The 11,247-nt window shown below is 71.8% G+C and carries 13 protein-coding genes; 8 read left to right on the forward strand and 5 right to left on the reverse strand.

The genetic code is table 11. From position 1 onward, the window contains the following. The first annotated feature begins 102 nt into the window (after positions 1–102). From Adu01nite_RS06675 to Adu01nite_RS06700, 6 genes are read left to right on the forward strand one after another with little or no spacing between them, the layout of a single operon-like run. Positions 103–1,266, forward strand: coding sequence for a protein phosphatase 2C domain-containing protein (locus Adu01nite_RS06675; RefSeq protein WP_203725630.1), 1,164 nt, complete (start codon positions 103–105; stop codon positions 1,264–1,266). Then, positions 1,263–2,339 (forward strand): hypothetical protein, encoded by a 1,077-nt coding sequence (locus tag Adu01nite_RS06680; RefSeq protein ID WP_203725631.1) that lies wholly within the window; start codon positions 1,263–1,265, stop codon positions 2,337–2,339. Before Adu01nite_RS06675 ends, Adu01nite_RS06680 begins: the two co-directional genes overlap by 4 nt. Before the next feature lie 23 nt (positions 2,340–2,362). Further along, positions 2,363–3,034: a vWA domain-containing protein gene (locus Adu01nite_RS06685; RefSeq protein ID WP_203725632.1), complete on the forward strand. Its 672-nt coding sequence runs from the start codon at positions 2,363–2,365 to the stop codon at positions 3,032–3,034. Continuing rightward, entirely contained in the window at positions 3,034–3,393 is a 360-nt protein-coding gene (locus tag Adu01nite_RS06690) for a hypothetical protein (RefSeq protein WP_203725633.1), read from the forward strand. Before Adu01nite_RS06685 ends, Adu01nite_RS06690 begins: the two co-directional genes overlap by 1 nt. After that, a complete protein-coding gene (locus Adu01nite_RS06695; protein WP_203725634.1) occupies positions 3,318–4,940 on the forward strand; it encodes an AbeC-like domain-containing protein in 1,623 nt (540 codons plus the stop codon). The genes Adu01nite_RS06690 and Adu01nite_RS06695 overlap by 76 nt, the downstream gene beginning before the upstream one ends. Before the next feature lie 2 nt (positions 4,941–4,942). Then, positions 4,943–5,293 carry a hypothetical protein gene (locus Adu01nite_RS06700; RefSeq protein ID WP_203725635.1) on the forward strand — a complete coding sequence of 117 codons (351 nt, stop codon included), beginning with the start codon at positions 4,943–4,945 and terminating at the stop codon, positions 5,291–5,293. Between the two features lie 35 nt (positions 5,294–5,328). Here the strand turns inward: Adu01nite_RS06700 and Adu01nite_RS06705 are convergent, their stop codons facing one another. Together Adu01nite_RS06705 and Adu01nite_RS06710 are read right to left on the reverse strand one after the other, a co-directional pair. Beyond that, entirely contained in the window at positions 5,329–5,805 is a 477-nt protein-coding gene (locus Adu01nite_RS06705) for an Lrp/AsnC family transcriptional regulator (protein WP_203725636.1), read from the reverse strand. Positions 5,806–5,852: 47 nt separating this feature from the next. Next, on the reverse strand, positions 5,853–6,992 hold the full coding sequence (locus Adu01nite_RS06710) for an acyl-CoA dehydrogenase family protein (RefSeq protein WP_203725637.1): 1,140 nt from the start codon (positions 6,990–6,992) through the stop codon (positions 5,853–5,855). A gap of 95 nt (positions 6,993–7,087) precedes the next feature. Between Adu01nite_RS06710 and Adu01nite_RS06715 the strand changes: the two genes are divergently transcribed. Further along, positions 7,088–7,999: a 5'-3' exonuclease gene (locus Adu01nite_RS06715; RefSeq protein ID WP_239132181.1), complete on the forward strand. Its 912-nt coding sequence runs from the start codon at positions 7,088–7,090 to the stop codon at positions 7,997–7,999. Here the strand turns inward: Adu01nite_RS06715 and glsA are convergent. Both glsA and Adu01nite_RS06725 read right to left on the reverse strand, forming a co-directional pair. After that, positions 7,988–8,959: a glutaminase A gene (gene glsA / locus Adu01nite_RS06720; RefSeq protein ID WP_203725638.1), complete on the reverse strand. Its 972-nt coding sequence runs from the start codon at positions 8,957–8,959 to the stop codon at positions 7,988–7,990. The genes Adu01nite_RS06715 and glsA overlap by 12 nt on opposite strands. A gap of 4 nt (positions 8,960–8,963) precedes the next feature. Continuing rightward, positions 8,964–9,446 carry a GNAT family N-acetyltransferase gene (locus Adu01nite_RS06725; RefSeq protein WP_203725639.1) on the reverse strand — a complete coding sequence of 161 codons (483 nt, stop codon included), beginning with the start codon at positions 9,444–9,446 and terminating at the stop codon, positions 8,964–8,966. 49 nt (positions 9,447–9,495) lie between these two features. On the opposite strand from Adu01nite_RS06725, the gene Adu01nite_RS06730 reads away from it, so the two are divergent. Beyond that, entirely contained in the window at positions 9,496–10,044 is a 549-nt protein-coding gene (locus Adu01nite_RS06730) for a TetR/AcrR family transcriptional regulator (protein WP_203725640.1), read from the forward strand. Here Adu01nite_RS06730 and Adu01nite_RS06735 read toward each other — a convergent pair. Further along, entirely contained in the window at positions 10,018–10,977 is a 960-nt protein-coding gene (locus Adu01nite_RS06735; protein ID WP_239132182.1) for a hypothetical protein, read from the reverse strand. The genes Adu01nite_RS06730 and Adu01nite_RS06735 overlap by 27 nt on opposite strands. Positions 10,978–11,247 lie beyond the last annotated feature (270 nt).

Raw genomic sequence — 11,247 nt, forward strand, 5'->3', positions numbered from 1 at the left:
GCTGGTCGCCGCCAGTTGATCAAGAATGGTTTCCGACACTGTCGAATAGCCGAATCAAAATCGTACGAACGGTGGACGTGACTGCCTGCTAGCGTCCACGCCATGGCGCCTCGTGCGGATCGTGTGGCGGCGATCTTCGCCGTCCTTCTGGGCGGATTTCTGGAATTGCAGCTATTCGCGAATGAACCTCTCATCACCGTCGCCGGGACGCTGGCGATCCTGGCCGGCGGCATTGCGCTGCAGACCGAGCTGATCGGCCCCTGGGCAGCGCGGCGCCGCCGCCCGGCCGCCGCGCCGCAGCCCGCCGTCGTCCACCCGCAATACGTTCCGGCACCCCCGGTCGCGCCACCACGCCCGATGCCGAAACCGGCCGCGGACGGCGCCGTCGCCACGCTCACCAGGGAGACCACCTACCCCGCTCCCCCACTGTTCGGCCAGCGGCCCTCCCGCGCGCACGCCCTGCCCTGGTTGCTGCCGAAGCCGGTCGCGCAGTCCGGCGTCGCCGCCGACGAGGCCGGGCTCGGCGACCTCACCGTCCGCGCCGCGTCGCTGCTCGGCCCCGGCCACCGCTGCGAGGAACCGGCCGTCGCCCGCCAGGACGCCTACGCCCTCGGCCGTGACCCCAGCGGCCGCTACCTGATCGCCGCCGTCGCCGACGGGCTGTCCAGCAGCAAACGCTCCGACCTCGGCGCCGCCACCGCCGCCGAGGCCGCCGTCGACCTGATCGGCCGCGCCCTCGACCGGCACCCCGACCCGGCCGCCCTCGACCCCGGCCGGCTCCTGCACGGCGTCGCCGAGCGGATGACCGACGAAGCCGCCCAGCGCGGCCTCACCCCGCAGGACGTGTGCGCCGTGCTGATCGCCGCGGTCATCGACACCCGGGCCGGCGAGCACGGCCGCAACTGCTGGTTCACCTGGATCGGCGACGTGTCCGCCTGGCAGCTGCGCGGCGACCGCTGGGAGCCGTTCGCCGGCGACCTCAAACAGGACGAGGGCGGCATCTCCTCCAACGCCGTCAACGCCTGCCTACCGCTGCACCCCGACCGGGCCGAACGCAAGCTCTACCGGTTCCCGGCGGTCGCGGTGCTCGCCCTGGTCAGCGACGGCATCGGCGACGCCTGGACGATGATGTCCGAGGCCAACACCTACTTCGCCCGGCAGTGGACGGCCCCGCCGCCGCTCGGCGCCTTCCTCAACGACGTCGGCTACGACGCCCGCGGATTCCAGGACGACCGCACCGCCGTCGCGATCTGGGCCGGCCGATGAGCGCGCCCGTCACGTGGCCGCTGCCGGCCGCCGTCGACCTCGCCACCCTCGGCCCGCTCGCCGCCTCGATCAGCCTCGGCGCCGGGCAGAGCACCGGCATCCACCCGGTGCCGGGCCACGACGGCTGGCTAGTGAAGCTCTACCACAAACCCGCCGACACCGACGCCGCCACGTGCCTCGACTGGCTGATCGCGCTGCCCGCGACCATGCCGCCGGCCGACCGCGACCTGGTCGCCGCGGCGATGTCCTGGCCGGTCGCGGCGGTCGTCGACGGCGGCAAGACGATCGGCTGCATCCTGCCGCAGGCACCGGCGAAGTTCCGGGCCACCCGGCCGCCGGACGACACCGAGCGCTACCTCGAGATCGACTGGCTGGCCCGGCCGGCCGCGTCGTTCACCCGGCGCGGGCTCGCCCCACCCACCTACAGGGAGCGGCTGCGCGTCGGCCACGACCTGGTCGCCGTCTGCGCCCTGCTCGGCCGCTACGGCCTCGTCTACTCCGACTGGTCCTACTCGAACGCCTTCTACAGCACCACCGACCACAGCGCGTACGTCATCGACGTCGACGGCTGCGGGCGGCACCGGATGACCAACATCTTCCAGCCCAACTGGGAGGACCCGCACACCCCGCGCAGCAGCCCGGCCGACATCACCACCGACCGTTACCGGGTCGCGCTGCTGGTCGCCCGGCTCCTCACCGGCGAGCGCGCGGTCGTGCACGTGCTGCACGCCCTCGGCGACCTGAGCGACCCGGCCCTCACCGAGATCCTGCGCGACAGCCTGCTGGCCACCACCCCGGCCCAGCGCCCGGCCGCGGCCACCCTGCTGGCCGTGCTCGACGGCCGCCCGTACCTGCGCATGCCGGTCGACCGGATGCCGCTGCCGCCCCGCCCGGCCGTCGCCGCCGTCCCGACGCAGCCCGTGCACGCGACGGCCGCCACCTCGCCCGCCAGGCCCGGCAAACCGGCCACCCCGGTCCGGCCCACCGCCGACCACAGCGGCCGGTGGGCGGCGGCCGTGGTCGTCGCCCTGCTCGCCCTGATCGTCATGGCCATCCTGCTGGCCGCGAACTGAGAACTCGAAACGGAGCCCCACAGATGACCGACGGCATGCACCACATGCGGCAGAAGTGCCTGCCCACCTACCTCGTCATCGACGTGTCGACCTCGATGTCGCAGCACGAGCAGGTGCTCAACCAAACCCTGAAGAAGCTGCACAGTACGCTCGCCAACAGCCCCCGGGTCTCCGAGTTCGCGCACATGTCGATCATCGCGTTCTCCACCCAGCCATGGGTCGTCATCGAGATGACCGACATGGAGTACGTGCCGGGCATGCCCGAGGTCGCCTGCGACGGCATGACCAACTACGGCGCCGCGTTCGACCTCGTCCGCGACCGCATCGACATCGATCTGCCCGCCCTCACCGCCCAGGGCAAGGCCGTCCTGCGCCCGATCATGTTCTTCCTGACCGACGGCGCCCCCACCGACGCCGACTGGGAGAGCGCCTTCCGCTCCCTGGTCGACAAGGGCCGCCGCCGCCGGCCGCACGTCGTCACGTACGGCTTCGGCGCCGCCCCGGAGGAGGTCCTCGGCCGGATCGCCACCAAGGCGGCGTTCGTCGCCGACGGCAGCTCCGGGCAGGACGAAGCGCTCTCCACCGCGCTGCACAGCATGCTCAACTCGCTGGTCGCCTCCGCCCAGGCCGACGAGCTGCTCATCCCGGCGCAGGCCACCGGCTACAAATCCGTACCCCTCGAATACCTCGACTGATGGCCGCCGACCGCAGCCGCCGCCCCGCCCCGGCCCACTGGGCCGACGCCACCGGCATCGCCCTCGCCGCCGGGCTGTTCGCCCTGGTCCTCGGCGGCACCTTGCAGACCTTCCACCTGATCGCCGAGCACGCCACGCCGACGGTGGCACCGTCGGCCGGCACCACGCCGACGAAGCCGGCCGTGACCCTGGCGGCCAGCACCACACCGACGAAGCCGGCCGCGGGTCCGGACAAATGCGCCAGGCCACGACCTGGTGCCATTCCCAGGGGAGATGACCTCGCATGCTCTGCACCTACTGCGGCGGTGACAACGCCACGAACTTCCTCGTCTGCGCCCACTGCCGGCGCCCCCGGCTGATCGCGCCGCCGACGACCGGAGCCGTGACCGCGACCCGCACCCACGCGGCGCCGGCCACCATGCCGATCACCACCGCCCCGCGCACCACACCCCAGGTCGCCCCGTACCAGCGACCGGCCGCGCCCGCCCACGCCGCGCCCGCCCACTCCGCGCCCGGCGGGACGCCGAACTTCGCGCGGGACGCCACCCGCTACATGTGCGCGGCCGTGCAACTCGACAGCTCGCTCAACCGGCGCATCCTGGCCGGCACCGTCGAGCAGCCGTACCGGGCGATCGCCTCCTCCCCCGGCGTCGACCTGGCCACCGTCCTCAAGTACGCGGTCGCCGCCCGCCGTCGCCAGCGCATCACCGACGTACTCCTGCTGCTGTTCCTGCCGTTGTGGTTGCTCTTCGGGCTCGGGCTGCTGCTCGGCTGGCTCGTCGTCACCATCGAACGGCTCCGCACCTCGTACAGCGTGCTCGCGCCCAAGCTGCGCCGCAGCGTCTTCGACGCGGCCCAGGCACCGGAGCCCCGCTCCGAGAAGATGCGCCGGCGGATCGCCGACATCGCCGCCCGCGACCGCGGCAACGTCACCGTCTACCCCGGATACGAACCGTTCCTCGGCTTCGGCGGCCAGGAGAAGGAGTGGTCGTTCGTCGCCGACCTCACCAAGCCGGCCCCCGGCGAGAGCGTGCGGCGGTTCGGCATCGCCGAGATCCACGACCACGTCGCCGCGGCGGTCAGCTCGCTCAACCTGCCCGGCGTGACCGTCGACGACCGGCTCTTCGCGGCCGGCGACGACCTGCTCAACGGCTCGATGCCGGCGGTCGCGGCGGATCTGCTCCCCGACCCGCTGAGCCCGCCCCGGCAGCAGGTCGGCGGCACCGTCATCCGGCAGCAGTGGGACAACCCGCACGACCGGGCCCGGCCCTACCTGGCGCTGCGGATCACCGGCTGGAGCGGCGAACTGGTGATGACGATGTTCGTGCGGTTCGCGAAATACCGCGACGAGCAGCTCTACACCGAGGCCGAATACCGGCTGCTCGGGCCGATGCGCAAGGCCTACCACGCGGTCGACGACCTGCGCGAGCACCCGTCCTTCCGGCAGGTCGGCCGGATCATCTCGGCCGCGCTGCCGGTCGCCCTGATCCGCCAGATCAGCTCCCCGTTCGTCGTCATCAACGAGCTGTTCCGGCCGCTGACCCTGAGCTCGACCGCCCGCCGCGAACGCCGCGAGATCACCGAGGACCGCACGTTCAACTACGGCGCACCCATCTCGGCGCGCGAAATGGCCATGGACACCCGTTATCACCGGCATTTCCAGGCCGCCGACAAGGAGCTCTACCTGAAGATCATCGAACGGAAGGTGCTGGACTCGATCGAGGAGTTCTTCGGCGCGCACGGGATCGACTCGTCGGACATCCGCGAACGCCAGAACATGATCCTCAACCTCGGCCTGATGGCCACCGGAAATGCGCAGATCAAGGCCGACAACATGGCCGTCGGAATGAATGCCAAGGCGACCGCGATGATGAGCAAGGTCACCGGCGGCGCCGGAAAGGGTTAGCGATGTCGAACATCAATTACGGAATGCAGGTCGGCGGCAACGCCCGGATCGAGGCCGGCAATCTCGCGGCCGGCTACGGCGCGCAGGCCAATCAGTACGGCGCCGGGGCCGCCGACGTCGCCGGGCAGCTCGACGAGGTGCTGCGGCTGATCGAGGCGCACCGGGCCGCGCTCGACGAGCCGGACCTGGCCCGCGCCGAGGTGGAGATGGCCAAGACCGAACTGGCCGCCAAGCAGCCGAAAGCGGATCGCGTGCTGGCCGCCCTCAAACGGGCCGGCGAGCACGTGGGCGCGGTCGGCGTGCTCGCGGCCGCCCTGAAGACGGCCGCTGTCGCGGTGGCGGCTCTCCTCTGAGACCCGGCGCACCACCGCTAAGCCGTCCTAGGATGCTAGGCCTGCGAGGTCGGGTCCGGCGGCGTCGCCGGGAGCATCCGCGGCGGCCGGTTCTCGTACGGCGTGGACAGCACGACCGTGGTCCGGGTCGTGACGTTGGCGGCCGTCCGGATCTCCTGCAGCAGGCGTTCCAGGTCGGCCGGGCTCGCCACCCGGACCAGGAGCATGTAGAAGTCCTCCCCCGCCACCGAGTAGCAGGAGTCGATCTCGGACAGGTGGGCGAGCCGCTCCGGGGCGTCGTCGGGCTGCGACGGATCGAACGGCCGGATCGCCACGAACGCGGTCAACGGCAGCTGCAACGCCTCGTAGGAGACCCGCGCCGTGTAGCCGGAGATCACGCCGCGCTGCTCGAGCCGGCGCACCCGCTGGTGTACGGCCGAGACGCTCAGGCCGACCTTCTCGGCCAGGTCGGTGTACGACAGGCGCCCGTCCGCGGTGAGGGCGCCCACGATCGCCCGGTCGATCTCTTCCACGGCGCAACCCTACTGGTCGCGCCAACCAGATTTTCCGGGGCCGGAAGTCAGCGGGTCAGCGAACGGCTGATCACCAGGCGCTGGATCTGGTTGGTGCCCTCGACGATCTGCAGCACCTTCGCCTCGCGGAACCAGCGCTCGACCGGGTGGTCGCTGACGTAACCGGCGCCGCCGAGCACCTGGATGGCGTCGGTGGTGACCTTCATGGCCACGTCGGTGGCGAACAGTTTCGCCTTGGCCGCCTCGATCGAGAACGGCCGGCCGGCATCCTTGAGCCGGGCCGCCGACAGCAGCAGCGCCCGCGCCGCCGAGACCTGCGTGGCCATGTCGGCCAGCAGGAAACCCAACCCCTGGAAGGAGGCGATCGGCTTACCGAATTGCGTGCGCTCTTTCGCGTACGCCGCGGCATGGTCGACGGCGGCCTGCGCCAATCCGACCGCGCAGGCGGCGATGCCGAGCCGGCCCGCGTCGAGGGCCTCCATCGCGATCCGGAAGCCGCCGTTCTCCTCGCCGACCAGGTGGTCGGCGTCGACGTGCATCCCGTCGAGCACGATCTGCGCCGGGGCCGACGAGCGCAACCCCATGGTCTTCTCGGGCTTCTGCGGGTGCAGGCCGGGTGTGTCGGCCGCGGCCAGCATGCACGAGATGCCGCTCGCGCCGTCCCCACCCGTACGGCAGAAAATGTTGTAGAAATCCGCCTGGCCGGCGTGCGTGATCCAGGCCTTGGTGCCGTTGAGCACCCAGCCGGTGGCGTCCCGCGTGGCCCGGGTGGTCAGCGCGGCCGCATCCGAGCCACCCTGCGGCTCGGACAGGCAGTAGGCGCCGAGGAGTTCGCCGCCGAGCATGTCGGGCAGCGACTTGCGCTGCCGCTCGGTGCCGTGCGCGAAGACCGGATAGCAGGCCAGGGTGTGCACGCTGACCGCCTCGGCGATGGCCAGCCAGTGCCCGGCGAGCGTCTCCAGCACCTGCAGGTAGACCTCGTACGGCTGGCCGGCGCCGCCGTCGGCCTCCGGGTAGGGCAACCCGAGCAGGCCCGAACGACCCAGCGTGCGCAGGATGTCGCGAGGGAACTCACCGCGGTGCTCGAAGTCGTCGGCGTTGGCGGCCAGCTCACGGGTGGCCAGCTCACGGGTCAGGTCGAGGAGGTCGTGCGCCTCTTCGGTCGGCAGGATCCGGTCAACGGTCACTCCCCCATCTTAACGATCGTTTGGGTTTTGGACGGCCATCGACACGACCGACTTTCCGGCGGGACCGGAAACCGCCCGGCCGCTAAGGTTTGCGGGTGACCACACCGCCGCTGCTCGCCGTCGACGCGCCCAGCCTCTACTTCCGCGCCTTCCACGGCATTCCGGAGAAGGCGGCGCAGACCTCCGCCGGGGAGCCGGTCAACGCGATCCGCGGCTTCCTCGACATGCTCGCCCAGCTGATCCGCACCCGGCACCCCGACCGTCTGGTGTGCGCACTCGACAACAGCTGGCGGCCGGCGTGGCGGGTCGCGCTGGTCCCGTCGTACAAGAAGCACCGCGTCGCGCACGGCGACGTCGAGGAGGTGCCGGCCTCCCTCGCCAAGCAGGTGCCCATCCTCCTCGAGGCGCTTGCCGCGATCGGGATCCCGGCTTTCGGCGTCGACGGGTACGAAGCGGATGACGTCCTCGGCACCCTCGCCGCGACCCAGCCCGGCCCGGTCGAGGTGGTCTCCGGTGACCGCGACCTGTTCCAGCTGGTCGACGACGCCCGCGGCACCAGGCTGCTCTACTGCGGCCGCGGCGTCGCCAAGCTCGAGGACGCCGACAACGCGCTGGTCGAGCAGAAGTACGGCGTACCGGCCCGGTGGTATGCGGATTTCGCCGCCATGCGCGGCGACCCGAGCGACGGCCTGCCGGGCGTCCCCGGGGTCGGCGAGAAGACCGCGGCCCGGCTGATCACCCGCTACGGCGGCATCGACGACATCCTGGCCGCGCTCGACGATCCGGACGCCGGGTTCGCGCCGGGGGTGCGCACCAAGCTCGCGGCGGCCAAGGACTACCTGGCCGTCGCCCTGCCGGTCTGCAAGGTCGCCCTCGACGTGAAGCTCCCCGACTTCGACGCCGCGCTGCCCAAGGCTCCGAAAGACCCGGATGCTCTGCTCGCGCTGGCCGAGCGGTGGAACCTCGCCGGGTCCGCGCGACGACTGGTGGACGCGCTAGCCGGCTGACGGTTCCGACGCGAACAGCGTCAGGCCCAGCCGCCGGGCCAGGTGACCGGCGGCGAGCTGACCGCGGACGCTGTTGCCGAAATCGTCCAGCGGCGGCGAGAACGCGGCCAGCGCACCCTTGCCCGGGGACACCACCACGATGCCGCCGCCGATGCCGCTCTTGCCGGGGGCGCCCACCTCGTACAGCCAGTCGCCGGACGTCTCGTAGAGACCGGCCGTCGCCATCACCGCCAGGGTGTAGTGGCAGACCTCCGGCGCGACCAGGCGGACCCCGGTGCGCGGGTGGACACCGCCGTTGGCCAGCACCGCACCCATCGCGGCCAGGTCCTCCGCGGTGACCAGCAGGCAGCTCTGCCGGGTGTAGAGATCGACCGCATCATCCGGATCACAACCCAGATTTCCGTACGTCGAGAGCAGGTTCGCCAGGGCCCGGTTGCGGTGGTTGCCCGCCGCCACCGACGGGTGGATCTCCTCGTCGAGGGTCAGCTCGCGACCGGCGAAGCGGGACAGCCCGTCCCGCACGAACCGCCACTTCTCCTCGACGCCGGCGCCGGGCGCGAGGCTGACCGCGCCGATCGCCCCCGAGTTGACCATCGGGTTGGTGCGGCCGCCCGGCCCCCGCTCGACCGCGGTCAGGGAGTTGAACGGCAGCCCGGTCGCGTTCACCCCGAGCCGCTCGCGCAGCAGGCCCGCGCCGAGCGCCTCGCAGACCAGCGCGAACACGAACGGCTTCGCCACGCTCATCAGCGCGAACCCGTGATCGGCGTCGCCGGCCGCGTAGGCGAGCCCGCTCACCCCGGCCGCGCACAGCCCGAACAGGTGGGCCGGCACCCGCGCCAGGGCCGGGTAGAGCGTCGACGGCCGCCCGTCGCCGACCCCCTTGAACAGGTCGTAGGTCTCGTCGACGAACTTCCGGACGAGCGACGGCGAGGGCAGCTCACCGGTGGAGACAAACGGCATGCGGTCAGTCAACCAGGGAAAGCTCGTAGGTCTGACCGATCACGTCGACCCCGAAGCGCCGCAGCGGCTCCTCCGCGGCCAGGGTGAATCCCCGGCCCAGGTAGAGCTTGCGCGCCGCGACCAGCGAGTCGGTCGTCCACAGGGTCATCCGCCGGTAGCCGGCCTTGCGGGCGAACTCGATGCACGTGTCGACGAGCCGTCCGCCGAGACCGGTTCCGCGGGCGATCGGCTCGACGAGCAGGACCCGCAGGACGGCCGTGTCGCGGTCGGTGTCACCCACGCAGAAGATCGAGCCGACGCGACGACCGTCCAGCTCCGCGATCCACGCCGCCGCCCGAGCCGGATCGTGGTCACCGGCCCAATCCGTGACGATCCGCGCCACCATGAGCTCGAAACTGAGGTCGTAGCCGTACTCGCGCGCATAGATCTCCCCGTGCGCCTGCACCACCCAGCCGAGGTCGCCAGGCTGACCGAACTCCCGGATCATTCCTACCTCCCTACTGAAACGACTGTTTCAGTCAGGCATACTATCCGCCATGACCGACGGCCGGCGCGACGAGTTGTTGACCCTGGCCTACGCGTACGTCCGGGACCATGGCCTCTCCGATCTCACCCTGCGCCCGCTCGCCGCCGCGATCGGCACCAGCCCGCGGGTCCTGCTGTTCCTCTTCGAGAGCAAGGAAGGCCTGGTCAAGGCGCTGCTGGCCCGGGCGCGCGCCGACGAGTTGGCGCTGCTGTCCACGCTCGGCGACCACCAGGGCCTGCCGGCCATCGCCGAGGCCGTCTGGGGATGGCTTTCCGACGCGACGCACCGTCCGCTGTTGCGGCTGTGGTTCGAGGCGTACGCCCGGAGCGTCGACGGCGACCAGGGGCCCTGGGCGGGTTTCGCCGAGGGCACGGTCGCCGACTGGCTGGCCGTCCTGGCGACGGCCGACGACGATCCGGTTCGCTGCACCGCCGTGCTGGCGCTGCTCCGCGGCGCCCTGCTCGACCTGCTGGCCACCGGCGACGTCGCCCGCACCACCGCCGCCGTCCGGCGCGGTCTGCGGGCATACGCGTCACCGGTTCCCGAGGGCGGCCGGTGACTCGGCGTCCGGGATGAGCAGCCGGGCCGCACCGCCGCCGGCGGCCGGGACGGCCCAGACGTCCGACGCTTTCGGGCCGCGCCGGACGGCGTACATGACCGTGTCGTCGTCGAGCCAGGCGGCCTGATCGTCGACGCTGCGCGTCTCGGCGAGCGGGGTGCGGCGCAGGGTGGCCAGGTCGAGCACGGTCAGGCGCCAGCCGTTGCCCGGGTCACCGCCGATCGCCTCCTTGAAGGCGATCCGGGTCCGGTCCGGCGACAGCGAGGGGCATTCGACGTTCGGCGCGACGGTCCGCACCGTCTGCGCGGCGACGTCGCCGTAGACCAGGTAGCGCCGCCCGGCCGTGGACATGGTCGCGTAGAAGTGCCGGTCGTCGACGAAGGTGACACCCCAGAAGTTCAGGTCGACGTTCCGGTACGCCCGTCCGTCCCGGCTCACCGCATACGTCTCGAGGGTGTCGACGGTTTCGCCGGTGGCGATGTCGAGCATGCCGACCCGGGTGGAGAACTTACCGCCGTTGTAGCTGTCGCCGGTGACGAAGACCGTCCAGGCCAGCACGTGCCCGCTGGGCGACACGCGGGCCCGGTTGGGCACCCCGACCAGCGGATACGTGTCCTTGATCCGAAGGTGCGAGTCGAGCACCGCAAGCTGATAGGTGGCCAGCGGCCCGTCCGACCGGAGGCAGAGCCCCGCACCCGCCGCCGCATAGACCCTATCACATGACAGACCGGACACCACCCGCGGCCCCGCAGCAGCCGCCCGCGGCACGGTCGCCACCCGCCCGTAACTGACCTGGGCGGTGCTGCGGAAGAGCAGCCGCTCCCCCGCCGACAGATCGACAGCACCGGCCGGGGCGGCCGGCGCAGCCCCACGCCGACCGGCAACAATGACATAGCCGAGGGCAACCGCAAGAAGGCCCAGAGTGAGCCCCACACAAAGCAGTACCCGCCCACGCAGGCTCATCCGGCCCCCGCTCCGGACCTCAGCCCAGCTCCCGGGCACGGCATGTTGACTGAATCAACATTGACGCAAGGCTCACATGTTGACGTGTTGATGACGTGTTGACTGTCAACCATCACGCAGCGGTCCCGCATCGCGCGGCGGCCGGGCGTCGCACCGCGGCCGGGCATCGCACCGCGGCCGGGCACCGCACCGCGGCCGGGCACCGCACCGCGGCCGGGCACCGCACCGCGGCCGGGCACC

The organism is Paractinoplanes durhamensis, from assembly GCF_016862175.1.
Classification (GTDB): Bacteria; Actinomycetota; Actinomycetes; order Mycobacteriales; family Micromonosporaceae; genus Actinoplanes; species Actinoplanes durhamensis.

Coding starts and splice junctions, on each gene's coding strand:
- Adu01nite_RS06675 (WP_203725630.1), top strand. CDS start 103: ATGGCGCCTCGTGCGGATCGTGTGGCGGCGATCTTCGCCGTCCTTCTG.
- Adu01nite_RS06680 (WP_203725631.1), top strand. CDS start 1,263: ATGAGCGCGCCCGTCACGTGGCCGCTGCCGGCCGCCGTCGACCTCGCC.
- Adu01nite_RS06685 (WP_203725632.1), top strand. CDS start 2,363: ATGACCGACGGCATGCACCACATGCGGCAGAAGTGCCTGCCCACCTAC.
- Adu01nite_RS06690 (WP_203725633.1), top strand. CDS start 3,034: ATGGCCGCCGACCGCAGCCGCCGCCCCGCCCCGGCCCACTGGGCCGAC.
- Adu01nite_RS06695 (WP_203725634.1), top strand. CDS start 3,318: ATGCTCTGCACCTACTGCGGCGGTGACAACGCCACGAACTTCCTCGTC.
- Adu01nite_RS06700 (WP_203725635.1), top strand. CDS start 4,943: ATGTCGAACATCAATTACGGAATGCAGGTCGGCGGCAACGCCCGGATC.
- glsA (WP_203725638.1), bottom strand. CDS start 8,959: ATGCCGTTTGTCTCCACCGGTGAGCTGCCCTCGCCGTCGCTCGTCCGG.
- Adu01nite_RS06725 (WP_203725639.1), bottom strand. CDS start 9,446: ATGATCCGGGAGTTCGGTCAGCCTGGCGACCTCGGCTGGGTGGTGCAG.
- Adu01nite_RS06730 (WP_203725640.1), top strand. CDS start 9,496: ATGACCGACGGCCGGCGCGACGAGTTGTTGACCCTGGCCTACGCGTAC.